The sequence below is a fragment of the Rhodococcus sp. 05-2254-2 genome, assembly GCF_002259095.1.
Classification (GTDB): domain Bacteria; phylum Actinomycetota; class Actinomycetes; order Mycobacteriales; family Mycobacteriaceae; genus Rhodococcoides.
The window spans coordinates 215576-240562 of sequence record NZ_NOZJ01000021.1 but is presented as its reverse complement, the minus strand read 5'-3'; the positions used below and the strand labels follow the sequence as shown (position 1 = coordinate 240562).

The following is a 24987-nucleotide window of genomic DNA, read 5'->3' as shown; positions in this document are numbered from 1 at the left end:
GGCAGCAGCAGCACGATCCGCCCTACCTCAGCACAGTGCGGGGTTCAGGTGCCTTCTCCAGGTGCGTTGCGACCGACAGTGCTGCGTTGATCAACCGCTGGCGAGCAGCCGCCGGTGCGTGTGCGTTGCGAGCCGAGGGGTGCGGTGCCGCTATCACCGGGAGGAGGCGGGTGGGAGCAGATGCAGTGATGACGCGCATGTAGCCATCGAGAGCCTTCGCACCAAGAACGAAAACCACCTCCAGTTTCGGCAGCAAGGCCATAAGCTCGCCGACATATGGGCCCGCCTCACCGAGAACGGATGCCGTCGGCGATACCGGATGACCGGCGTCATCGAGCACTGCCCACGGCACAATATTCCACTTGACGCACTGCACCCGGTCGATACCCGCGTCGGCGAACACCGATTTCAGCACGGGGTTCGTTCGATCTGGATTGTCGAACGAACACATGTTGGTCCCGCCCGGACGTATCGTTTTCGGCCCCGGAGACTCCAACAGCACCAGACAGCGAGCCGCGTCGCCGCCGTCGTCGGGATCGAACAGTGGAATGGACCGTGCAGTGTCGATCCTCCATCGCAACACCGACGCATTGAGTGAGCGGACCGGGGCATCGTGCGCTCGGGCGTGCTTTCCGGACCACACGTCATCATCTGTCATACGCCGCACTCACTGCTGACCCACGCCACACGTACTGCTGGCCATGGGGAAACGCACCGTGAGCCGTAGACGCCAGCTCTCGGTGGCTCGCCTCGACGACCACTGCTGAGCGTTTGACGACTCCGCTGCCTGAACACACCTATGAGATAACCACGACAGGCCGTGTGGTGCCTATTGCACCCGTCTTCTCATCGACTTCGATTCCAGATCAGGTCGGATACCCCCTAGGGTACTTACATACCCCCCTTGGTATATGCCACAGTGGGTACCGAACCGACCGAAAGTATGCACGACTTTTCTGGAATGAGTCCGGAAAACGAGCGACGGACCGATGCGGTGCGGCGAACGCAGAGCCAGCGCGTTCGGACTCGGATGTCGATCCGGGGTACGTCGTCAGCGTCCCGATCTCACTCGACCGCGGTCCAGCCGTTCGGGCGGCCACGCGACCGACACGCTGTCCGAGGCACCGCATCGAAACCTGCCCGTGTCCGTGACGACTCGGTCTCAGCGAGAGGCCCGCGCGATCGTGTTGCCCGCCGGATCGTCGATCACGATCGAGTGGATGTCCTCGACAGAAAGGGACGTTGCGCCGGTCACCGCTGCTGCTCGGCTCGCGGTGACCGACCATTGAGCTGCTTGTTGTCGAGTCCCGTCGTTGCCGACCACTTGCAGAGTGAGGATGCCTGCGCCGGGGAGTTGTTGAACGTCGACGTCGATCGATGTGCCCCAGGCTTTCGTGGTGAGCTCGAGGTCACCTGTGGCCCCGACGGTGCTCGACAGAACGAGCGGGCGGGCACCCGCATCGTTCACCGTTGTCGAATCGTCGGAGCGGGCGAGGGTACTGAGCGGGACGATCGCCGCAGCGACTCCCAGAACGAGGGTCGCCGACACCGCAGTCCACACTCGCCGCCGCCTCTTCTCGGAGGTCCGTTGATGCCTCATCGCGCTCAGCAGGTGGTCGAGTCGCTGGTCTGCACCGGCCGTCGAGTGCACCGGTGAGAGATCTGCTGGCTGCCTGCGACGTCGAAGCACTCCTGCGACGGGTGCCAGGACGTCGATTTCGGTTCGGCAGGCAAGGCAGTCGTCGAGGTGTCGTCGTACCGCTGCTCGGTCGTCGCGCTCGAGTCCGTCGAGTACGTACGCCCCGAGCAGTGGTCGGATCTCGTCGTGCGCTGAGCTCATGGAATCAATCCCAACTCGTCGAAGATCCGGCGTAGGGCACGCACAGCGTAATAGGAGCGGGACTTGACCGTGCCGACCGCGATATCGAGGTGCGCGGCCACTTCGGAGACGGTTCGACCCTCGTAGTAGATGAGCACGATGACTGCTCGATGCTCCTCGGACAACCGACGCAGCGACTCGTCTATGAGCCACCCGTCGAGGACCCCGCCCAATTCGTCGTCGATGCACTCGGCGGCGAGTGCGATCTGATCGTGGACGAGAGTCGGCCTGCTCGTGCTCGCCCGCCACTGATCGGTGAGTACGTTTCGCGCGATGGTCATGAGATAGGACCGCGTCGATGCTGCCGTCACATCGATGCGGTCGATCCCGCGCCACGCGCGCAACATCGTCTCCTGGACGATGTCCTCACACTGCTCGCGGGTCTGGGTGTAGCGGCTGACGAATCGAGTCACTGCGTGCTGGTGCTCGCGGAAGAGCGCCGACATGGCGACTTCGGACGCATCGACGAGCTGGTGGTTGTGCTGTGAGCCGGATTCGACACCGTCCACCTAACTGCCCGAGCCGGAAGCGGCATCGGTGAAACCGGTCGTGGCGGCGGCGACCATGTCGAGAACAGGATTGGTCGGCGAGATCGAATGCCGAGCGGCGAGTACACGGATATCGGGGTGAGCCACGTGAACGATCCCTTCGGCATCCTGCCACGCCACGTATCGGGCGGGGAGGTCGATCCCCATGGTCTGCTGCGCTCCGACCAGCGCAGTCGAGACCGCAGGATTACCGACGTAGGTGACCATGGTGGGCCTCAGAGGTGTCTCGGCAGCGGCGGACGCGAGATCGACGGTTGCGACTGTGGGCTGATTCTTGGCCGCGAACGCTGCCTCGTATCGGGCAATGGACGCTGCAACCGATGCATCACTGGTCTTCTCGACCAGGTATCCCGGCGCTGCGGACACATCGGTGCCCTCTGCGGCGGCCGCCGAGGATCCCGTCGCATCGGACGCGGTCGATGCCGAGCCGGCCCGGAGTCCGTCGAGGGCGTCGGACGAGACCGGGATGCCTGCGAGCGTCGCGATGTACTCGGCGGAGTTGTATGCCAGAAACACCGTTCCGTTGGCGGCCTGCCAGACCAGGTACTTCTGTGGAAGGTCGATCGCGGCCCGTTGGTCCGCGGCGATCAACGGCGACGCCGCTTTCGGATTCCCCCCGATCACCACGGTGGTCGGGCGGATCGTCTCACCTGCTCCCTGTGCCAACTTCTCGAAATCCACAGTGGCTGCCACAGCTCCCGCCGTCTCCAGCGCGCGCTGTACCCGAGAGACCGTGTCACTCACAGAGTAGTTACTGGCGTACACCACCAGTCCGGGTTCGGACGGTGCCACATCGGGTGTCGCAGCCTTCGCGTCCGCCGACGTGGACACCGGAGTGCTCGACACCGCCACCGAACCGGTGGGTTCGGTGGAACCGCACCCGGCGAGGGCGATCACCGCCGCCGACGCGAGCAGCGACGTTGCCATACGGAACCTTGAAGTGCTCATCACGTGTCCTGTCCTCGTGCCCACGCCAGCGGTGGGCTTCACTGTGGTGTACGCACACCGAGCCTGAGGGGTTCACCCGAACCGAAGTTCCCTCCGGCGATTGCTCCCGGAATGTCGGTGCACCGGAGGGCGACACAGTCGAGTTCACGCAAGCGGAGATCTGATCGATCGGTTCACCCCGGTCTCGTCGAGCGTCTCCACGCCACAGAAGCGGCCTGAACGGGTGCAGGGACCATCTTCGCGGCACGAACGGCCGACCTCACGGCGGCACTTCTGCCTCGACGAATTCGAGAAGCCGCTTCAACAGTGAATCCGCACGCTCTTCGACGTCGTCGAGCGTCGAATCGACGCCACCGAGTAGCTGGTGTGCGTCTCGGCGTGCCCGAGTCCCGTGTTCGTAGTAGCCGGGGTCGAGTAGCGAAGCCGAGGCGGGCTTGGGTACGAGATCTGTGCTCGGCTGCCGTGCCTGCACCGAATGGTGTCGGTGCACAGGTGCTCGTCCGTCCAGGTGCGCTCGAACGATGTCGGCGACCGCATGGGCGGTAAGTGCAGTCGCAGTCAGCGGGGTGTGACCCCACCGGTCGATTGCGGTCGACAGCGGCTGTCGACCGGCCGGATCGACGTACCGGTCGAATCCGCTGAGCCCGGTACCGCCCACGGCATCGAGAGCGTCGGCGAGCATTCGAGTGTTCGGGTACCGCGTGTGATGGCCCAGCACCTCCAACCAGCGCTGGAACACCGTCCGCGGCGAGATACCCGTCTCCATCAGTGCGAGAGGAGTGACGGTGCGAACGCCGCGGCCTGTGTCGATACGAAGGGCATCGATCCTCGGATCGGCGGTGACGTCGCAGGGCCGCAGGGCCGCGATCTGGGTGTACGGCAGACCGGTCGAGGCAAAGACCAGGACGAGGGCGTCTCGCCGCGCGAACAGTTCGGACGGCCAACCGGATTCGGGGAGGCGCGCGATGACGCCGCCGATCACGGCTGCCAGCTCGTGCAGGCGCGCCGTACGCGCCACGTCCAGCGCAGCCCGGACGACCTCCGCACGGCCCGGCTGGGGTAACAGGTGCCGGGAATGGGCGGCGTCGATCACCGCGATCCGGCGGCGCTGGGTCGTGGACGCCGCGGGGTGCGCCGAGAGGAACCGAGCAAGTGAATCCGGGGAGGCCGCCAGTGGTGTTTCGTCATGGGCGGTGCACCAGTCCTCGAACAGTGACCACGTGTGCCGATCCCGCTTCGGCACCGCCACGTTCGTGATATCCGCTGGTCGAATCGAACCGGTGCAGTCGTCGTGGTCAGCATCTACCCCGGTCGCCCTATCGGCGTTCACGGGTGAAGTCACACGCCCGGTCATAGACCGAGTTCGGTGACCGCGTTGCCGACCAGAGGGGCGTGCTCGCGGGCATATGTCTCGACCATTGCGGGTGTGGTGTGCCCGGTCTGGCGCATGATCGCATGTGCATCGGCACCGTTACGGAAGGCTTGGGTGACGAATCCTGCCCGCAGGGAATGGCCGCCGAGCTGCATGACAGTCTCGGGGTCGTACCCGGCGTGAGCTGCGCGGCGGCGGATCGCCGCATGGACCGCTGCCCCGGACAACACAGTGTCGGAGAGGTTGCCGTTCTTGCGGACAGACCGGAACAGCGGCGACCGTTTCTCGGCGGTCGGCAGGGTGCCGCGGCAGAGATGGGAGTCGAATTGTGCTGCGCGAGAAAGCAGTCGAATGACGGCGGCTCTGCCCCCGGTGTCGAACGCGGCGACGATCTGCAGCCATCGCACCCACGCGCAGACCGGGCAGGATTCGTGGCAGTCGGTGAACGGAAGCGCTTTCACCGTTCCGATGCCGGTTCCGTCCTGGTCGGTCTTCGATCTTCGGATCCGTACGTGCGCACCGTCGAGACGGTCGCGGCGCACATCGCGGCATTCCAGCGCTACGAGTTCGCTGCGTCGAAATGCGCCGGTGTATCCCATCAGCAGCAGCGCGGTGTCGCGGCGTTCGAGCACCTCCGACGCCCACCCCGCTGTAGTGCGTCGGGCGTGGTCGACGATCGTGGTGATGTCGGAGGTCAGCAGCGGTGCGCGCGGGTTGCGGGGCCGCTCCCCCGCCGACGCGTAGTCCCGCCGGATACCGGCGAGGGTGGCGCGCACCATCTCGTGCCCGCACGGGTTGTCGTGTCCGGTAGCGCGGTGGCGGTCGGCGATCGCCGCAATCCACTTGCCGAACGTCGCGGCCGCGTACGCCCGCGTCCCGTCGACGGTGAGCGTGTCGGCCGCGGCGACGAGGTAGGCCGCCACTGTCGCGGGATGCGCCGGCAACGCGTGGTGCCCGGCGACGGTGCACCAGGTCTCGAAGCGTCGCCACGCCGAGGTGTAGGCCCGGCGGGTACCGGTCGAGCGGGACGCGGCCATGGAACGCTCGATCCGAGCAGCAACCTCGGGCGGTAGGTCTGGAAACACCGCCGCGGCACCCGGCACGACAGCCGGGATCGTGGTCGGGCCGTCTACGAGCTGGCGATCTGTCATGGCTGGACTGTAGCGGGCCCTCCCGACAGACTTCTCAGGCCGAAAGCACGCTGAGCAGGCGTTTCCGCGGAGACGGTGCGGGAAGGAAAATTCTCGTCGGTCACCGCACAATTGACGTTGGTGACCATGACCCCGGCGCGAAAACGGGCTTCTCGGCTGTCGCAGCGTGTGCGTCGCGGAGGACCCCGCTCCATCGGGCGTTAGCTATGACGGCGGATGGTGCAGCGGGATCCCGTGGTCGAGGAACAGTTGCACCGTCTCATCCAGCTCCGCTGCGGTGCGGCACCCCCAGCGTAGGAAGTTGTACAACGAACTGGCGGATGCGGGGTCGACGCGCGCTGCCGCGATGGCGGCCTCGGCCGCAGCGTGCGCGTCAGCCCACAGATCGCGCTCGGGTGTGGGATAAGACGAGCGCGTCGGAGCTGTCCCGGGATCGACCGGCTCATAGGGACGTGGGCTCAGTAGAGATGCGTGCGCACCGCCGGCGTCGATCTCACCGCTCTCGACCATCGCAATGCCGATCGCTGCGGCCTCGAGGACTGTCGCCTGCTCGTCCCAGTGCAGGTCCTCGAACGGAACCCACGCGGTCCGAAGCGGGCGAGAACGACCGGCGGCCTTCCAGATCGCAACGAGCCTCGTCGCCCACCGTCCGGTGCGAACCAGTGGTGTGGACACTTCGTCGGCGACGGTGCGCAGAAGCCGAAACCAGACTGCGGCATGTACCCGGCCTGGGCCGAGTTCCACCCATCCCGTCGTCAGAGCCTCGGTGCTGCGCCGATCGAGGTCCGTGACCGCCGAGGGAACCGGAACGGGCGAGACCCGTTCGTCCGAACCGAACCGGACCTGATCCCAGAAGATTGCATGACCAGGGAAAACAGAGCAGGGTTCGAGTCGACAACGGTGGTCGAGGCAGCTGCTCAGCACCGGATATTGATGCAGCAGAGTCATGTTGATATCAGCAGTGGATTCGAGGCTGTCGATACATGCCGGGCATGCCCGACTGCGCGGAGTGCTCGCCCACGGCAACCATGCTTCGCTCGTGGGTGTGCGGCGTCGTCGATCCTCCCTCGCGAGGTCGGCCGGTAGCAGGATCGAGAATTGGTGGACGTAGGTGTCGAAGTCGCAGTCGGCGGGGTCGGTGCTGTCGAGCAGCCACGGTGTCCACCCCGCCAACGTCATCATCCGCACCCTCTCTACCGGGACTGCGCCGCGACCGGCCAGCTCGGCAAGGATCGGCTCCGGTGTGTAGCGGTCGAGATCCTCGACAGCACAATCGATATCGAGGTCTGCAAACAGATCAGAGGGCCTGATGTGCGGATACAGCTCGCATATCCGGGCCAACCAGGACGAGAGGACCTCACCTGGCAGTGGCGGCGGGTGCAGCGGCCACGGGCGAACGTACGCATCACCGGGCATCGGTGCGAGCCGCGCGTTCATGCGAGGTGGCGTTCGAACTGGCGGCGTCGCTCCGTGGGGCCGAGGTACGGAGTGCGCGTGAGCACCGATGAGGTCATCGCTTCCTCTCCGCTGGCGACGGCGGTCACTGCTGCGGCAGTGAGCAACGTTGCCAGTTCACCGATGGTGCCCTCGGAGCGAGTAAGGAGGTAGTCGGTCATCTCCAGTGATGTCACGTGCGAGGGTTTGCGGAGGGGGAAGCTCGTGCTGAAGCTGGCCAGCAGTGATCTGGTGTCGGCAGTGTTGGTCCAGACCGGCAAAGTCATGGGATGGAATCGGTTCTCCAACTGGGGATCGGTCCGGATGACGAGGTAAGCATCACGGGTGCCGACAGCGACAAGAGGAATGCGTAGTTCGTTGCCCAAAAACCGCAGCACGTTCAAGAATTCGCGGCGCACGTTGTCGCGGCCGGCGAGAACATTGTGGAGCTCGTCGATGATCAACATCCGTACGCCGGTGGCGCGGAGCAGCATCAATGCTTGCTGTTCGAGTTCGTGGACCCGATTGCGTGGTCGGGTCGGTGTTCCCAACGCTGTGAGCAGTGCGAGGTAGAACCGGCCGGGTGACGGGTCCGGGGGCATCTGCATGCACAACACCGGTATCTGCTCGCGGTCGGACAAGCTGATCGGCGGATGAGTGCGCCGGAACTTTTCGATGATCATCGACTTGCCGTTGTTCGTCGGACCGAGCAACAGTAGGTTCGGCATACGCTGTCGGTCCGGCCACGACAGCAACGTCTCCAGATGGTCGATGACCGTACGGGCCTGCGGATACCCGATCCACCTCTCCGACCGGATCAACCGGATCTTGTCCGCGTCGTCGAGTGCGGCGAGCGGACGAACCGACTCCCGCAGGTGCCCCAAATCCTCACCGGACGACTCGGTGGCTTCGTCGCTGCTTCCTGTCGATGCGGTCATCGGCTCACCATTCCTCGATATCGCTGAAGACCGGCGTTGCGGTGCCGCCGTCCGCTCGAGGCTCCACCGGCGGGTGGATCGCCGGGATCGGTGCAGACGCGGCGCCGGTGAGATGCATGCGGCGGGCACGGTTGCGCCGGGCTTTGCGGGTGGCTTTCTGCGAGCGGTCGGTGACCTCGCGCATCTGCTCGATCATCGAAAACAGTGCGCCCTCATCGACGTTCGACCGACCTTGTTCGCGGAGACGGGTGATAGCAGCTCTGTGCTCCCACAGTGTCACCGCGGGATGTGACATCGTCCGGTACGGCACCTCGACATAGCCGGCACCGTCTGGTTCGAGGACCCAGATTCTGCTCAAATCGCGTGGGTCACGTCGTATCACGAACCGCCCCAGATCCTCTCGCCGCGCAACCCACGGTTTGAGCGCGTTCGAGAAGTAGTGCACGTGATCGAGGACGAAGCCCGTGCGCGTCAGACGTCGCCGGATGACGGGAAGAAAGTCCACCAGGAAAGCGGTTTCGCCGAGCACCACACGAGGGGCGTGACCAACTGCGGCGACCTCGCCGGCCCACACCGCGGCCGGAGTGTTCCCGATCCCTGTGTGAACGCTCGCGTGATACGAGGCTATGGCCAGGACCAGCCAGCGTTCCAACTCACGCAATGTCAACGCCGCGTGCTTGTCCGAGTCGTAACTTCCTCGGTCCGCTGGGTTCGAGAAGGTGGTCCCAGGCAGCTCGTGCACCGCCGTCATCGCCGTTCCGATGATGCGTTCGACGATCCCGCCGTAGTGCGGTCGGCCCGGAGGACGGTATTCGAGTGTGATGGCGTGCTGGGCGCATCCGCGGCGCAGCGCTTCGCTTTTGAACTCGGAGGCGTTGTCGAGGTACAACTGTTTCGGTTTCCCTGCCATTGGCCACTGCACCTGTTCCGCGAGCTCGCATGCCTCCAGCCATGTCTGCTTCTCGCAGCACACGCGGCCCAGGCACAACCCGACCGATATCGACGACGGCGGCTCCAGAGTGACGACGAACCCGAGTACGGAACGGCTGAGGACATCGATGGCGATCGTCAGGTAGGGGCGGCCGATCGGTTGCCGCTCGTACTCGTCGACGACCATCAGATCGACGACGGTGTGGTCGATCTGGACCTGATCGAGAATCCCCGAAACCGTCGGTGGATCGTCGCCGGCGGACTGACGTGGGCGGGCGGCATCGGGTCCTCCGCGTGACCTGGCCACCGATGCCGGATGGAGCGCGGCGATTCGTGCGGTGACGGTGTTTCTGGCCGGCACTGGCAGACCCGCGCGGTGACAAGTCAACGCGATACGTCGATGCAGCGCAGCGACACTCAGCTTCTGCGGTGAAGAAAATATCGGGTGAGATGATCGCCGATCACCTCTTCGACCTCAGCCGCTACTCGGCTGCGGCCACGCCCACCCGGCGAGACCTTCGTCAGAAGATCGGTGACCGTACCTGTCCCGTCCCTGAGTTTGCCAAGCAACGCATAGACCCGACGGCGCGACAACCCCAGTCGTTCGGCCGCATCATCGACCGCTGCCAAACGCACCGGATGCATCTCCAGCAAGGGAGCCAAGACAGCGAATCGGGTCTCTGCCTGCGCCCACCGCTCCCCCGACGCCGTCAGCACACCGGTCTCCACGACGTCGAGCTCCATCACAAGCCTCCCTGTCACCGAGAGCTGAACGCGCGACCGTGCACCGCACTTCCGACATCAGAATGTCAGAAGACACGTGCACTCATCCTCAAAACGCCTGCAAAGAGTGCAGCCGTCTTTTGAAACTGACAGATTCGGCCGCGGGGTGTCTCGATAAACGATCGTCAAAAAGGACTCCGAGCCTCGGTGGGGGTGCCTGAAGTCTCGGTCCCGCCGTAGGTCTGCCATCGCGCACATGTACGTGACTGAATACTTATGGGTGACCAAAAGGGCTGTGCTAGCAACGCTAGCTAGCACAGCAAGCGGGCATCCTCATTCAACGGTCTAGATGCCCCGCTTGTCGAGGTACTCACAGAGCGCTGCGTCGGTCAAGGAAGCAATACTGATTGATCGGTCCCCTGTCTCGTACCGCAGCCTGTCGACGGCTCTGTTCAAACGAAGCTTGGTAGAACTCCGTATCCGCACATTGTGCTGCTCAGTAAATTTTTCCGCGCCTGGTCCTGCCGCCGGCCGCGCATTGTGCTGAGCCAACGGTTCGTTCGTTGCCGGAAGAGTGGGCTCGTTTGTCGGTCTGATACCGCCAGCACTGGTCGGAACGTCGACGCTCGGCGAACCGGTTGATTCTTGCTGTGCTTCGAGCCCAACGCGCCTGGGTGAAGCGGTCGGTCGCGAAGGGAGGTCTGCAGCCGGATGGCGGCGGATGGCGGGTTCGCGTTGTGCGTTCATGCGGCAGGCTCTCCTAGGAGGTCGATAGACAGTTCTTTCAACAGGGCGTCGTAGGCGACTTGCAGGTCTATCGCCCGGCCTCCCTTGTAAGAATGGATGGGAGTGTGGCTGCTATGAGCGTCTTGGCGCGCCGCCAGCTCCGGGATCCCCGCTCTTGCAACCAATTCGCCGTATGCAGCACGCAACTCGTCCTCGCGATACTGATGCTCCGAGGTCCTTCGTTTCTTAGACAAGACGATCTTCTCGAGCTCGAGACGAGGGTTCGCACGCCGCTTGACGTTGGTGATGGTTTCCTCAACCTTGGTAATCGCTCGCACGCTGTCGATGGTGGGTTCGGTGACCGCGATGACTGAGTCGCAGGCGCAGAGGACCGCGAAAAGTAACTTTCCAAGCGACGGCGGGCAGTCGATGAAAACTGCACTGTAAGGCGACAGATCGACACCCTCAAGCGCGATATCCAACCGAAAGATCAAGTCGTTTGCACCGTCAGCCTCAAGATTGGCGAGGCTCTGAGTCGCCGCGATCAGGTCGACCCGATCCCATTCGGTTGCTACTACCGCATCCGCTGCTGCACCCTCGCCAGTGACCGACATCAGGTCGAAGGTAGTTCGCATGTCGTCATCAACGTCGACTCCCAGACCGGTCGTCGCGTTGGCCTGAGGATCCATATCGATGACGAGGACGTGTTTGCCCTTGTCCGCCAATGCACTCGCCAATCCGAGTGTTGTCGCTGTCTTCCCAACCCCACCCTTCTGGTTACATATCGCGAACTTCCTGGGTTGCTTCGACGACGTCGACATTGGGATTCGCGTTCCTTTCTCTGTTTGAGGATCAAGGCCAACGAACTTTTCTCCGAGGAAAACTGCGTTGGCTCGCACCCTGGACCTATGCCCTGCAAGCCTTCTGGCTCGCTACGCTATAGCCAATTGCTTCGTGTGCTGCGTTAACACGCGGAGCGAACCTTGCGACGAGTGCTTGGCTCGCTTGCGTAGCTCGCTTCGCTCGTCTCGCACTGTTTGCACGCCGAGCTGCAGTACCTTGCGTATCTAGCCAAGCGGATCTAGTTACGCTAGATAAACGTGCTCGACGAGCAACTCTCACTTGCCTCGCAAGCACCGCTTGTGTAGCACTCGCAACTAGTGCACCACGCCTATCTAGCGTTGTTTTGCTAGCTACGCCAGCTACGTTAGCGCAAGTACCGGCGCTCCGCTCGCTCTGCATCCTTTGCTAGCTCCGCTAGCTATCATTGCACCCATACCTTTTCAATTACTGCTCAACAGAACGCGAACGGAGCGAACCCGGTTAACTGCCCGTCTGCGCGCAGGGCGAATCTCACGTGCAACCGCCCTCAGCAGGATAAATAGCAATGCTAGATGGCCTAGCACTCGCGTATGCCGAAGCCCAAGAGTGTCTGTACAGGGCTGGCGTTGCAGAGCCTTGCAACACCTTGCTCCACAGTGCGTCAGCCGAATCCGCCGGACCCACGGTTCGGCGGATTGAACTGAGAGGCGAGATAACTGCGACGGACTGCGCCAGGCAGCAACATCGCAAACCGAACATTCGCGAGCCTGTGATCACGTACGGATTGGGCGCTCTGTTCAACCCAGGCGAAATCATGCCCGGTGTCAGTACCGCTAGCGTTGCGAGCTCCGATAGCTATCATCACTAGCGTTGGCATTCATCACAACAGGTTGGACGGTCGTCTTACAAGATGATGACCTATGGGGTGTCGCGCGACTCGTCGGCTGCAACCGACTCAGCCTGCGGCGAGTTCAGCGTCGAGGATGAGGACTTGACGGTTGACTGCGTCCACAAGCGCCGCCGGCAACCATTCTCAAGGTGCGTAACGTGCGTCTTACCGACACCCAAGACACAGCGCCGCACCGCGAGGCTGTTCCCTGTCTAAGTCGTAGGAACGGTCGGAACCACGACTGCGCCCGAACGCAACCAATGATTCGGTGGAATACCGCAGTAACGGCGGGCCCCACGGCCACGAGGGAATCCCACACTTCGAGGCCCCAAAAAGCAGACGCGAAACGGACGGTCGTTGTAACTACCGGGGGAGGCAACGACCGCCAAGATCGCCTGGTGCAGCCCCGGGCCGGATCAAACTGGGGTCTACTACGGCGGCTCTTTCAAGTTGATTAGCAGGGACATTCATCCGCCTTCGTTGTCACCCATAGTTCAATGGAGTTGACCCACGTAAATTGCATTTTCCGCACCGTCTATAGCAAAACGCCAGTTCAGCACAGTTTTGCTCCGCAGGTGTGTCAGTGAACTGCGCTAGGCTGCTGCTATGGACTTCCGACCAGGCCGTGCACCTGCGGTGACCCCTTTCGCGGGTACCTCCGTGGGCGCAAGATCGGTGGCGGTCGAGCCGGAGATCCCGCCCGCTGTCGCTAAGCGGATCGCGGCCGCCGTGCAGTCCTCCCGGTCCGAGGGAACGCGCAAGACCTACGCGGCCGCGTGGAGACGCTTCACCAACTGGTGCGAGTCGAATGGTCACGTGACGTTGCCGGCGCACCCCATCACTGTCGCCGCGTATCTGGTAGACGCTGCCGACACCCGGACCGAAGCGGGGGAGCGGGCTTACGCCGTCGCTACCTTCGGCACCTGGATCGCCGCGATCAACCACCACCACCGGATAGCCGGGCATCTGTCTCCGTCCGCACACGAACTTGTCGCTGCGACCTTGTCAGGAATCCGGCGGGAGTACGCCGCGGCGGGGGACCGACCCCGCACCCCACGAGATCCACTGCTGGTCGGAGACATCAGACTTCTTGTCGAGACTGCTCGAAAGCGATGCCGCGGTTGGGCCGATGAGGTTCTAGAGCGACGCGACTCCGCCATTCTGTTGCTCGGGTTTGCCGGTGCCTACCGACGCAGCGAGTTGTCGGAGATGGTGTGCGGGGACGTCAGCGTGCACCGGCACGACGGTCTGCACATCCGGCTGCGGAAGTCGAAGACCGACCAAGAGGGTAGGGGAGCGGTGAAGGCCTTGCCGTACACCGAGTCTCACGAGACTTGCCCGCCGTGTGCGTACGTCCGGTGGACGCAGGTCGTCGCCGCATTCGACGCCGGCGGACGGTCGTCGGTCATCCGCTTGCTCCGGAAGCCTGAGCCGTTCAACAGACACGTGTGCCGCGGGGGAGTACCGCGCACCGCCGCCCGCGCACCACTACTCCGCGCCGTCGCCAAGAATGGCAATCTCAGTGCGACCGCGCTGTCCGGGGCCGCGGTCCACCAGACCATTCGGCGCCGCGCAGAACACGCCGGGTTTGATCCCACAGCGCTCGCCAAGCTCGGCGGACACTCGCTCCGCGCAGGCTTTGTCACCCAAGGCACACGCAACGGTGCCGACGGATCCGCCATCGCCCGACAGACCGGTCACGCCAGCCTCGATTCCGTCGAGGTCTACCGTCGTGAACACGCACCATTGGTCGGCAATGCGGTCACCGATATCGGCTTGTAGGAGGTCATAGGGACGAAGACTTATGGCTCACTTCTGCAGCTGCTCCAGCCACGCTGCTGCGTCTTGCCACGTGAGTTCACCGCTAAGTTCCCGTAGCAGTTCGCGGATCTGGCTACTGGAAACGGCACCTTGGACCCGCGCCCTGTCTAAGACGAAAAGGGCTACGGTGTCGATGGCCAATCCGAGTGCCGCTGTAAGTTCATCGCGGTCGTCATCCCGGAAGATTGAGTTACCGCGGCTAGCCGGTTCACGCGCAATCAAGCGATTGATCAGTAACCACTGTCGCGGACGAACCTTCGGGCGCTCTTCTCGTTCGTAGTGCCCTACGTAACGCCCGAGCGCCGCGATCTTGCTGCTCTTCGCGCCCCTTGCCACCCCTGTCGCGTCACCAATGGCAAGCCAGCCTTCGATACCCGGCTCGGTGATCCGATAGTCCTCCCGCGGTTCACGATCGGGATACTCTCGGTCCATATCGCGAACGTCATAGCCGAACCCGCGCAGTACATCGCGCACGGTGTTCTGAAGCTCAACACCAGTTCCTACCAGTAATTCTTTCGTACTCTTACTCGCGGCGGACTCGGCCTCTTTCTTAAGTTCGGCCATGCGCGACTCGTGTTCGAGCCGAGCGGATTCAAATCGCTCTTCTTCGGCCTTGATCGCGTCTGCCAAGCCTTGTTCATCGTGGCTCAGCCAATCGTAGTTCTCTATCCAACCAGGTAGGTCCGGGAACTTTTCGCTGTCGATAGTGTGCCAATCGCGCAAAGCTGCGTCCCACCAACGCGCGAAATCTTCTACGTCAACGGGAATGAACCATGTCGAGGACCCGCTCGTCCTCGTATACCTGCCCGCGAGCGCACTCTCCGATGGGCCGAAAGCTAGTGACTCGATTGCCGGATACTCCGTGCTGGCTCCATGCATTGGTTGCAGACGCACGCCGAGCTGATGCTGGCGCTTCTCGCAGACCCTGACCAACTCATCACGCAGTTCCTGATGATGGGGATCGAGCTCCATGTTGCCAGCGCGGACATTCGACCCCGGTAGCTGATCGACTATTAGCCATCGGCTATTGCCGCTTGCGTCGACCACATTGTCGATCGTCTTCGTCATAACAGAGGGATTGTCGAAGACCTGAAACACGAAAAGATGTTCGGGAAGTGAGCGTTTCGGCTCGGACGGCAGCTGGGTAAGAACTGCCACTCCCGAGTAGCCGGACGCCCCGGAACTCTGCGGTCTTTTGGCGGTGGGTCGATCTGTCACGACCGCATCCCACTCGCTCAAATCAACCTCGGTCAGCTTGGTAATCTGCTTGTAACTGCCAGATCGATTCTTCGACAGTTCAATCCACTTATCGGTCAACGTAGGTTTCCCGCCCGGTGGGGTTCGGCTTGGTTCTTCGAACCACAAGAGAACGCGAGGGTGGGGTTGCGAGTTGAGTACGTGGGCGACCGCAGACATGTTCACCATCATCCACGCCGGAATAGATTTTTAGTTCGGCTGTCCGTGCTAACGACCCCCGCATCACGCAGCTCGCTCAGGCAGGTGCCAACATCTGCCCACAATTGCATCGTTGGCCCGTTGCCTGAGGTGCCTGCAGCGCTAAGGGTGGTGACGTGTTCTAAAGATCTTCGGATCTCGGGAACGGACCACCCGCGTGGGGTAATCACGCAGTGATCCCGACCGCGGCCAAAGCCAACTCTGCAGCCTCCGAGGACACAGCTCCCAGGAACGCGCCACCAACGGCCGAACCGAGTCGACGAAGCATTCGCATCCGGCTGTCTACTACCAAAAGATCCGGGCTATCCTCCGAGACGGCGGATTCGAAGTCGTCCACTGCATGCTCGATGTCAGCTCGATCACTTTCGTCGGGAAGTTCGCTGGCGGCGATTCGTAGTTGCGAGATGAAGGCCGTGAGCTCTGGAGCGGTGACGCCGAATGTTTGCTTCTGCGAAGATCCAGTGCCTTGCCCGATGACTCCGCTATTAGTTCCAACCTTGACGTTGTAGCTATCCTGAGATCCGCCAAACACGTTCACGCTCACAGCAGCATCTACCCTTCCTTTGGATGGCAACTCGTCAACAGGGAGACCGGAGGTGATGTCCGCGACCAGCTCGACCAGTGTGGTCCGCACGACGCCCACCATCCCGGATAGCGTAGACCGACTCACGTGATAATAGATTCGGTGAATCTGCTGGAACATTGGAAGTTCGTTGCTCCAGAAGGCCGCGATCGCGGGAAAAGCAGACAACATGATCGGGATGGACGACTCGGATGAGTTCGCCATCTCTACCAATTCCTCGACCGATTGTCGAAATTCCACCTGGTCGGGAAACGCGTCACGGCAAGGCCTCGGCACTTGTAGCACTGAGATTTGCTGACCCCGAGCCCACATATTGCCGCCAATGGAGTCGATATACAGCGGAAGCGCCGCCTTCCGATAGCCGGGAAGCGAATCTTCGTCGCCGTATCCATGCAATTCGGCGCGAGCCCAGGCCCGCAACTCATCGGATCCCGTGGATGCGCCCAACATCACGCAAGTGCGTAACAACCCGGCGACAGAAGCGTCTTCATCAAGCACTCGATCGCGTAGTGCACGTAGCGCAGCATCCTCAGCCATTCATAGATGGTCCCATCTCCGTACGACAAGCTCAGTCGAAATCGGAGCCAAGCGGCCTGATTGTCTCACCGGCGCACCACGCGCACACGGCTTCGGCCGACGTACAGGGCATTGTCGCCGACGTGGGGGACCGCACCGAAGCACTCGTCACGCAGCGCACCTCCGGCGAAAACGAACCCTGTGCATCCACGCCGTCACCGGACCGCAATGGAGTCTTGAAGGCGTGCACACCTGGCGTACAACCGACTCATTGATGACAGTCCGGCAGATAAGGAAAATGGCTTTTACGTATGACACCTGTATCGGCGCGTTACCGCGTCAAGACATCTTGACGGTGCGGTAACTGTCGCGAAGCGATCTGCGTTGCGATAATCGAAAGATCCCTATGCGCAGTATGGTCGGGCAATGTCGTTGACTCATGAGTGGAACCTCCTCGTGACTGCGCTGCGGGACGTGGCACCGGTGACGGCGCGAACGCTCAGGCCATGTGCGTCGACGAGCGCGGTGAAACGGGCCGAGGCAGCGACGGTTCCGTGGCCGGACGAGCTTCGCGAATTCTTCGGCCTTCACGACGGTCAGAACGAGGTCGGCGGCGCGGGACTCGTCGTTCCGGCCGGACGTCTACTGCAGGTCCCGGAGATACCTCAGCGGCACTCCGACATGGTCGAAGTCATGGCGGATATCGTCGCAACAGAACCAGATATCTACGACGGGACCTACGCCGAGATCGTCGACAACCTGGTCGAGGCGGGCGTCGAGGCAGAAGATCATTTGTTCCTACCGGGGTACGTCCCTATCGCGGCTTGGGATTCGAATTTGATGTACTGCGACACCCGTTCGGGAGAGATGCGAGGGAGTGTGTCGTACCGATCAGACGACGGCGGGCACCTGGGTGTGCCAACCTGGCCGTCTTTGGAAGCTTTTGTTCGCGACGTCAGGTTGGCCGTGACCAATCAGATATCGATCGGCTGGTACACAGCAGCGGTCGGTAATGGGGTGCTGGACTGGGACATTGTCGAATGATGTTGTGGCAGGGTGAGAGTGCCGAGATGGCGGTACGGGTAGCAGCGGCCTGCCTTAAAGCGGCCACCCTCCGAAACACCTGGTGTTGCGGTTCGCGCCCACCGGTGTCGTGCGGTCAGGCGCGTAGTCGGCGGACGGCGGCGTCCAGATGACCATCACTCCGTGTCGTGACGGCTCACCTGCTCGATGGTTGATCGATCAGAGACGCGACTGGTGGGATCTGGTCACCCGCGGCCCGTCGGGGTACGAGCGTTACGCACGGTTGAGATTCATCCCGGATCCGACTTACGACGGTCAGCGCGAAATGGACACCGACTTCGCCAACGACGGACCGCCCGAGATCGCCCAGCTCGGAATCGCTGTCTCCACCCTCGCCCGGTTCACCACAACTCCGGACGACTGCTATTTCCTGATCTGGGAGGGCTACGAAAACCTCGACCACATGCAGGCCGCGACAGTCTCGATCCCGGAGCGGCCCTGCTACCTCTTCCGAGGTACTGCGGAGGACGTGTCGACGTGGAAGGACGCCCGAGACGGCACTGGTGAGCTGCCGATACCTGCGTTTGTGTGGCCAGCCGATCATGCGTGGTGCATCGCCAACGACGTCGACCCCCACTTCGCCACCATCGGTGCCGGCGAGTCCGCTATCGCAGATCTTCTTCGGACCGCACGAATCGATACGACGCCGGACGATCCCACCACGTACCCACCGTTTTACGGATTTTGAAGGCCACGGTCCAAAGGACGCGTTCGAGGCGGTCGCCGCTACGGCGCAGTGCCTGCAGCGCAACGGTTTCTGGTGGGCGTTCCGTACCCTCGTGTGGCGGTGTCGAACAGGCACCGCTATCCGAGACGCAAGGAGGCACCTCCATGGCTGGAATCGCTGACAAGCTCGACAAAGCATACGAAGACAAGCCACTCACCGAGCTCGTCGACGCACCCGTCGAAGCACTGCAGGGCGTTAGCCCTGGCGACGCCGAGCATCTCAAGGCCGCATTCAACATCAAGACCATCGGCGATCTCGGACGCAACAAGTACTTCCTCTGGGCGCAGTCGATCGCCAAGCTCGCCGAGTAAGGCTCGAGTACGGCACACACGATGAAGCCACAGGACTGGCTACGTCCTGTGGCTTCATCGCAAGCCGACATCGATGCCTGTGGCGTACCTGCACCATCGACCGTCGACAGCGATGCCGTCGACGCGCATGCGTGCCACGTTCGCGGCGGGCGACCCTCGGCGGCGTCCCTGATCGGTCGGCCTTCAGCCCGGTACCGTCGCACTGTGACACCGAGACAGGTCAGCACGGTGAGCGGTTACCGCTATCAGTGGTCACTGTTCACCGATTGGTGCGCTGCGGCCGACGTCGAGGCTCTACCTGCGTCGCCTATCACGCTGGCGCAGTTCCTCGATGAGAACCCTGCCGGCGACGCGGTTCAGTTGCGCCGGGTGTCTGCGATCAACCGCGTTCACCTCGATGCCGGCCAGCCCGCGCCCGGGCGAGTGACGTCGATTCGGATGGCACTGGACTCGACTCGCAGCGAGCGAACGACCCGGCGAGCTGAGCATTACCAGGTCATCGCGGCCGGACTGCCGACTTCCGGATCGACGGCTGCACTGTTCGGCCGCCGTGACGCCGTCCTTCTCGTGCTCGCCGGAGCAGGCCTGTCCCACAAAGCCATTGCGGAACTCGACCGCACCGACATCACGCCAGAAGCCGACAGTGTGTGGATCGGCGGCCGCCACCGAATCCGCATCGCGCCCAACGACGTCACCGGTTTCGACCCGGCCACGATATGGAACCGGTTGCACACCGTCCTGCAGTTCTCCGAGCGCTACCCCTCGACAACTTTGTTGGCAGAGCATTTGCAGCGCAACACGTTTCCCGACATGGCCGCGTTGCCGCAACGCCGCGGTCCGGTCGCGGTGCCGATCGACCGGTGGGGCCACTTGCCCCTCCCTGTCACGGCAATGACCGCGGCCGAGGTCGGAGCAGTGATCGCCAGGCACCGCATCGGCGCTTCTCCACTGCACACTCCACGTCGCCCCATCATCAGACCGTCCGACGGTGTCGATCGCAGTGACCCGATCCCCGCGCCGGAACCGGGATCCGTGGAGCTCGACTCCGGGTACTACCGCTTGGGCGTCGAGGCACGTCGCCGTGCCCACACGGCGTTGGCCGACGTCCCGGACTTGGTCGACGACGTCGAGGACCGCGTCGAGCAACTCCTGCAACGCACCCTGCAGCTCCTCGACTCATCCATCAGCGGCGACAGCACCTGATGCGGGACGCTCACGATCCGGCACCCCAGCACCTTGGTCGTCGTCCAACTCGTCGAGCACAAAGATCGGACACCGCACCGTTGCCGCTGCATCTGGACCCAGAAAACCGCGACAGATGGCGTCTACGCCTCAGGCGCGGGCTCGACATCCGCCGCGCACCGTCAACATATCTTGACGGCGCGTAACCGCTGTTCACGCATCGGCCGACATCGACACCGCAAGGGTGTCACAGTATTTGCTCCTGCAGCAGGTACTGCTTGTCGACGTAGTCCGCCAGATCTGCACAGAGCCGCTGATCTATCGAAATGTATCTAACTGTATAAGATTGGACTTAATACAAATACATACTTTTCGATAGTCTGAGTGCATGGAGTACGGACTGAATCCCTTCACACCAGGGTCTGGCACCCGACCACCCGAGCTCGTCGGGCGTACCGCCGAGCTCGAACGGTTCGACTTGTTGATTGCACGGGCGAAACGGCGGCGCTACGACCGCGGGTTGATGCTGCAGGGACTTCGAGGGGTAGGCAAGACCACGCTCCTGGCGACCATGGCGGATCAGGCGCGCCGCCACGATTGGGTGGTGGTCGAGGTCGAAGCTCAGACCAGTGTGGAAGGTGCCGAGGCCCTGCGGAGGCGTATCGCCAAAGATATTTCTCGCGCTGTACGCCGTCGTCAGTTCGCCGGCCCGATCGCGGACAAGATCCGGCAGTTGACCGAGGAGTTCTCGGTGTCCGCCACTGCGTTCGGTGTCGGTGTCGAGCTCGCTCGCTCCGCCGGTGCCGAGAAACCAAGTCTGGGGGTCGAATTCGAGGACCTCGTCGAAGATCTCACCGAGGAACTCCGCAAGGACGGCACCGCGCTGGGGCTGTTCATCGACGAGATGCAGGAACTTGAGCCGGCGCTCTTGCAGGTGATCTTGGCGACCCAGCACCGTGCGGCTCAGCGCGAGTGGCCGTTCTTCGTGTGCGGTGCAGGCCTTCCGAACCTTGCGCAAGCATTGGCCGATGCACGCTCGTACGCCGAGCGCCAGTTCGACTACAGGACCATCGGTCCGCTCGCCGATGATCAGGCCCGCGATGCGATCGTCACACCCATCACCCGGTTGAACCAGGACATCGACGCCGAGGCAACCGACTACGTCGTCGCAGCGAGCGATGGGTACCCGTACTTCCTTCAGGTGTTCGGTCACGAGCTTTGGCAGGCAGCCCAGCAGTCCCCGTTCACGCTCGCCGACGCCGAGGATGCTGTCGACACCGGCCACGCCTCGCTCGATTCCGGCTTTTACAGCTCGAGGTGGCTACGGGCCACCGAAGCCGAGAAACGCTATCTGGTGGCGATCGCACGCAGCGGAACCGATACTCCGCGGACGGCAGCCCTCGCCGAGGCCCTCGGGTCGAATCCGCAATCGATGGCACCGCACCGTGACTCCTGCATACGCAAAGGACTCATCTGGTCGCCGGCCCGCGGCCTGGTTGCGTTCACTGTCCCCGGGATGGCGGACTTCATCCGCCGTCAACCCAACGCACCGGTCATCTGATCTCATACAGAACGTCACCTGGGCCGAAGTGGAGCACGTAGACGAATCGCGCAGCACCGGCATCACACAACGACGTCGGTGTAGGAACCAGTTCGATCCACTATTGCAGCGTGCAACCGCGCGGCGGGCGGGCGAGAGCGAGCAACGCGAACACGGCCGGCGCGCCCGCGTCTGCCCTAGATGGGTAACCGGTACACCGTGCGTCAGAACGGGTCTGGCGGCCCGGTATCCATCACGGCGAGGATGTAGTCGGGGTCGGGTGGATCGGCCGGGTGATCATCAGCGATCGCGAACAATGACCGATCGGGCTCGGGCGGGGTGCGTGCCTCCTCACGGGCTGCGAGCCATTCTCGCCAGACGATGCGTTCGGCGCGGTGGCGCACGATGCGGGCACGGACGGCCGACGTGAGACCGTGACGATGGCCAATGTCGTCGAGTTCGACCGGCCCGACACCGATGTGAGCGTTGTCGAGTGTGAGCAGACCGGCGACGCGCAGATCCAGCAACACCTCGTACCCGCTGGTGCGTCCGACCCCGATGGCGGTGAACAGCTCATCCGGGGTCAGAGGCTCTGGTGCGGCGACCACTGCGTCGTAGAGGACACGGTGACGCCAGCCGATGACGCTCCACGCCGGGTGTACGGACTCCACCTCTGCTGGCCCTGCAGAGATCTCAAGTGCCGCTGCTCGTCCCGCGGGTGTGGGCACCAGCGCGTACCGGTCCGGGTTCTGACTCACGCCGCGTTCGATCAACAACAGCGGTGAGCCTTCCATGTCCCGCAGCCGCTCCAGCACGGACCACACTGTCGATTCCGGGAGCATGCCTGCCGCAATGGACAGTGACCGGCCACCGACACCGACGGTGGGAACACCTTCGACTACCTGCCCAGAGACTGCCGCAGCCCACGCCAGTGCTTGAACAACTGCATGCGTAGTCCATCTGTCCCGCCGATGAAGAAACTCGGAAGCGACCCAGGTTTGAGCGTGGGTAAGCCATAAACGAAGTACCGGATCGTAGGTACCCCCTGTGTGCTTTTTCTTGTGCCCGGTATCCCGGACTGGGTCGGGGAGTGTCGATGCGGCCCAGTCGAGGGCGCGGGCGGTGTCGCGGCGGATGGCGCGTTCGGGTTCGGCGTAGCGGGCGTACGCGGCGCGCACACCCGCCCAGGCGGGTTCGGTGACGCGGGTGAGGATGTCGGCGGCGCTGGCTCCGGCGAGGACGGCGTGGGTGATGACGGACTGGCGTGCTTCCGAGCGTGAGGGCCAGCGGCGGGTGTCGATGCGGCCGGTGTTGGCGAAGTCGAGGACGCAGCGCGGCGGCGGGGTGGAGCGGCAGAAACGGGGATGCAACCGGGCGTCATCGCTGCTGCCAAGGACACGTTCTGCGGACGTCTCGGCGCGGATGTGGGCGTCGATCGGGCTGGTGATCGCTCGGCCCGTTCCTCCGAGCAGGGCTTCGAGGCGTTGGAGTGTGCCGGCATCGGACCCGACGGTCAGGATGTCGGACGCTGTCGCCGGGTCGAGGTCGACGAGGGTGCGGTGGCCACCTTCTTTGCACTGCGAGCCTGGGACGGTGATGCAGCCGGTTTTGTGGTTGGTCATCGGTGTGATGTCCAACGTGGGAAGTCGCGCTGAGAGAAGGCGTAACAGTGGCCGTACCTCGTCGGTGGTGATTGTTTTGCCCGGTGCCAGCGGGATGAGTACGTGTTGGCCGCCGCTGGTCGATTCGTCGACTACTGCGCGGCCACCGCATTCGGTCAACCACGCCTGCAGACGCGTCACGTCGGCGACAACGGCGGCGTGACCGTGGTGTTTGGTGTCGAAGTCCAAGGCAACGATGCCGGCGCGCCCGCGTGAGAACAGCGGCACAGCCGATGGCAATGCCGGCCGTCTGAGGGTCAACGGACCTGCGGACACGTATTTACGCGTCGTCGGGTCGTAGAGACGCATCGATCGGCGCGCAGCAATGGCCGGTGCGAATCGATGCCACAGCCGGTCCGCAGTCGCATCCGGGTGGACGACACGAGCATTCAATCTTGTACCTACTTCAGGGCACGATGTACCCTGAGACATGTCCGCCAAGACAGTCCCTTCGGGGAAGAGCAACACGGAACGAGTTGCGAGTTAGTCACTCGCTTCTCTGACTTCAGAAACCCTCGGCCCGCACGCCGGGGGTTTTTGTCATCTCAAAGTGCTGCGCAGATTCAGTTGGTCGTATGACCCAAACGTCGGTTAAGGGTCAAGACAGCTACGCAGTCAACGGCAACACCCCCTGCTCTTGTGCGCGGTTGAGCTCGCGCGCAAGATCTTCCCGGTCACTAGCAATCGCAATAAGATCGGCAACGTACTGACTCAGAGACGTAGCGCCAGCCGAGCTCCGCTGTGCCTTGAGCGTGTCGATCAGCTCTGACGGCAGTCGGACAGTCAGCGACGTCCGGTCACCCTTACTGGGCATCGGCATGGCACGGCCTCCTTCGTCTTCGGTCCCAACCGGAGTCCATCCTGAACCAGAATCATTTTCGAAGCGCCGTGACACGCCGAGAGCGTTGCAGCGAATTACATCAGTGTGATCTGACTGGACAGTCGGGACGTGTGACGCTGCCTCCCGATCCGCCATGTCTTCTAAGGCCGCAGTAAGGCAGACTCCTCACCGCGTGGTGGCCACGCGGGGGATTGGCTCGCACACACCGAGAGGAATATCGACTCGATGACATCTGATACGACCCAAGCGGGGGCGGCTCCGTACAGCAGCAATCTGTTCTTGAACGTCTACGACCTCTGGGTAATGCGGCTATCGAACAGCTACGCCTGGCGCTGCAACCGACAGAACTTCCTCGACCTCTACAACGGACGCATCGGACACAGACACCTCGAGGTCGGGCCCGGATCAGGTTGGCTGCTCGCCAACGCAGATTTACCAGCTGAAGTCGATCTCACGCTTTCGGATCTCAGCCCGAATTCGCTCAAGCACACCGCGTCTCGACTCCAAATACCCACCACTCTGATCAAGCAAGACGTACTCGAACCCTTCGCCGAGAACGTCGAAGCGTTCGACTCGATATCTCTCAACTACGTATTGCACTGCCTACCAGGCGACTGGTCGACCAAGGCCGCAGCCTTCGACAATCTTGCCGAGAAGTTGAAGCCCGGGGGAGTGCTGTTTGGATCAACCGTGATCGGAGTCGATCAGCGATACACCCTATTCGGCAAAGCACTGATGACGGCGTACAACAAGATTGGTGCGTTCGGCAATTGGCACGACGATCTACCGGGACTGGAGAAGGCACTCAACAGTCGGTTCGAGCATGTGAAGGTTGATATGATCGGAAATGTCGCTCTTTTCGTTGCCGAAGACCCGATTTCCACACCACGGTCTTAGCGTGTGAGCG

At 62.9% G+C, this 24987-nt stretch carries 21 protein-coding genes; 7 read left to right on the top strand and 14 right to left on the bottom strand.

Annotated elements, in window-relative coordinates; translation table 11 throughout:
* Window positions 1-22: 22 nt before the first annotated feature.
* The 11 genes from CH283_RS23925 to CH283_RS23875 all read right to left on the bottom strand — a co-directional run bounded on the left by CH283_RS23925 (window position 23) and on the right by CH283_RS23875 (window position 11470).
* Window positions 23-658 carry a uracil-DNA glycosylase gene (locus CH283_RS23925; protein WP_051364861.1) on the bottom strand — a complete coding sequence of 212 codons (636 nt, stop codon included), beginning with the start codon at window positions 656-658 and terminating at the stop codon, window positions 23-25.
* A gap of 504 nt (window positions 659-1162) precedes the next feature.
* Complete coding sequence (locus CH283_RS23920; protein WP_027494239.1) at window positions 1163-1840, bottom strand: zf-HC2 domain-containing protein; 678 nt, start codon at window positions 1838-1840, stop codon at window positions 1163-1165.
* Complete coding sequence (locus tag CH283_RS23915; protein WP_027494238.1) at window positions 1837-2388, bottom strand: sigma-70 family RNA polymerase sigma factor; 552 nt, start codon at window positions 2386-2388, stop codon at window positions 1837-1839. Before CH283_RS23915 ends, CH283_RS23920 begins: the two co-directional genes overlap by 4 nt.
* A complete protein-coding gene (locus CH283_RS23910; RefSeq protein WP_080729192.1) occupies window positions 2389-3375 on the bottom strand; it encodes a DUF302 domain-containing protein in 987 nt (328 codons plus the stop codon). It lies immediately after the preceding gene.
* Between the two features lie 259 nt (window positions 3376-3634).
* A complete protein-coding gene (locus CH283_RS23905; protein WP_052059180.1) occupies window positions 3635-4624 on the bottom strand; it encodes a hypothetical protein in 990 nt (329 codons plus the stop codon).
* Between the two features lie 101 nt (window positions 4625-4725).
* Complete coding sequence (locus CH283_RS23900; protein WP_027494235.1) at window positions 4726-5898, bottom strand: site-specific integrase; 1173 nt, start codon at window positions 5896-5898, stop codon at window positions 4726-4728.
* A gap of 204 nt (window positions 5899-6102) precedes the next feature.
* On the bottom strand, window positions 6103-7335 hold the full coding sequence (locus CH283_RS23895; protein WP_094639478.1) for a TniQ family protein: 1233 nt from the start codon (window positions 7333-7335) through the stop codon (window positions 6103-6105).
* Window positions 7332-8270 (bottom strand): TniB family NTP-binding protein, encoded by a 939-nt coding sequence (locus tag CH283_RS23890; RefSeq protein ID WP_094639477.1) that lies wholly within the window; start codon window positions 8268-8270, stop codon window positions 7332-7334. The genes CH283_RS23895 and CH283_RS23890 overlap by 4 nt, the downstream gene beginning before the upstream one ends.
* A gap of 4 nt (window positions 8271-8274) precedes the next feature.
* A complete protein-coding gene (locus tag CH283_RS23885) occupies window positions 8275-9561 on the bottom strand; it encodes a Mu transposase C-terminal domain-containing protein (protein ID WP_255183321.1) in 1287 nt (428 codons plus the stop codon).
* Between the two features lie 56 nt (window positions 9562-9617).
* Entirely contained in the window at window positions 9618-9944 is a 327-nt protein-coding gene (locus tag CH283_RS29155) for a hypothetical protein (protein ID WP_255183320.1), read from the bottom strand.
* A 722-nt stretch (window positions 9945-10666) separates the two neighbouring features.
* Window positions 10667-11470: a ParA family protein gene (locus CH283_RS23875; protein ID WP_032407517.1), complete on the bottom strand. Its 804-nt coding sequence runs from the start codon at window positions 11468-11470 to the stop codon at window positions 10667-10669.
* A gap of 1496 nt (window positions 11471-12966) precedes the next feature.
* On the opposite strand from CH283_RS23875, the gene CH283_RS23870 reads away from it, so the two are divergent.
* A complete protein-coding gene (locus CH283_RS23870; protein WP_094639475.1) occupies window positions 12967-14142 on the top strand; it encodes a tyrosine-type recombinase/integrase in 1176 nt (391 codons plus the stop codon).
* Window positions 14143-14169: 27 nt separating this feature from the next.
* On the opposite strand, the gene CH283_RS23865 is transcribed toward CH283_RS23870, so the two are convergent.
* Window positions 14170-15498 carry a hypothetical protein gene (locus CH283_RS23865; RefSeq protein WP_141215286.1) on the bottom strand — a complete coding sequence of 443 codons (1329 nt, stop codon included), beginning with the start codon at window positions 15496-15498 and terminating at the stop codon, window positions 14170-14172.
* 304 nt (window positions 15499-15802) lie between these two features.
* A complete protein-coding gene (locus CH283_RS23860) occupies window positions 15803-16756 on the bottom strand; it encodes an AbiTii domain-containing protein (RefSeq protein WP_094639473.1) in 954 nt (317 codons plus the stop codon).
* 405 nt (window positions 16757-17161) lie between these two features.
* Between CH283_RS23860 and CH283_RS23855 the strand changes: the two genes are divergently transcribed.
* The 5 genes from CH283_RS23855 (at window position 17162) to CH283_RS23835 (ending at window position 21599) form a co-directional block, all read left to right on the top strand.
* Window positions 17162-17779, top strand: a complete 618-nt coding sequence (locus CH283_RS23855) for an SMI1/KNR4 family protein (protein WP_094639472.1) — start codon at window positions 17162-17164, stop codon at window positions 17777-17779.
* Between the two features lie 148 nt (window positions 17780-17927).
* A complete protein-coding gene (locus CH283_RS23850; protein ID WP_094639471.1) occupies window positions 17928-18506 on the top strand; it encodes a hypothetical protein in 579 nt (192 codons plus the stop codon).
* Window positions 18507-18649: 143 nt separating this feature from the next.
* Window positions 18650-18856: a hypothetical protein gene (locus CH283_RS23845; protein ID WP_008720325.1), complete on the top strand. Its 207-nt coding sequence runs from the start codon at window positions 18650-18652 to the stop codon at window positions 18854-18856.
* A gap of 204 nt (window positions 18857-19060) precedes the next feature.
* Complete coding sequence (locus CH283_RS23840; protein WP_255183319.1) at window positions 19061-20059, top strand: hypothetical protein; 999 nt, start codon at window positions 19061-19063, stop codon at window positions 20057-20059.
* Window positions 20060-20426: 367 nt separating this feature from the next.
* The gene (locus tag CH283_RS23835) at window positions 20427-21599 is read left to right on the top strand and encodes an ATP-binding protein (RefSeq protein ID WP_094639470.1); all 1173 of its coding nucleotides are present in this window, start codon (window positions 20427-20429) and stop codon (window positions 21597-21599) included.
* A 203-nt stretch (window positions 21600-21802) separates the two neighbouring features.
* On the opposite strand, the gene CH283_RS23830 is transcribed toward CH283_RS23835, so the two are convergent.
* Window positions 21803-23632: a hypothetical protein gene (locus CH283_RS23830; RefSeq protein WP_141215287.1), complete on the bottom strand. Its 1830-nt coding sequence runs from the start codon at window positions 23630-23632 to the stop codon at window positions 21803-21805.
* Between the two features lie 727 nt (window positions 23633-24359).
* On the opposite strand from CH283_RS23830, the gene CH283_RS23820 reads away from it, so the two are divergent.
* Window positions 24360-24977: a class I SAM-dependent methyltransferase gene (locus CH283_RS23820; protein ID WP_255183318.1), complete on the top strand. Its 618-nt coding sequence runs from the start codon at window positions 24360-24362 to the stop codon at window positions 24975-24977.
* Window positions 24978-24987 lie beyond the last annotated feature (10 nt).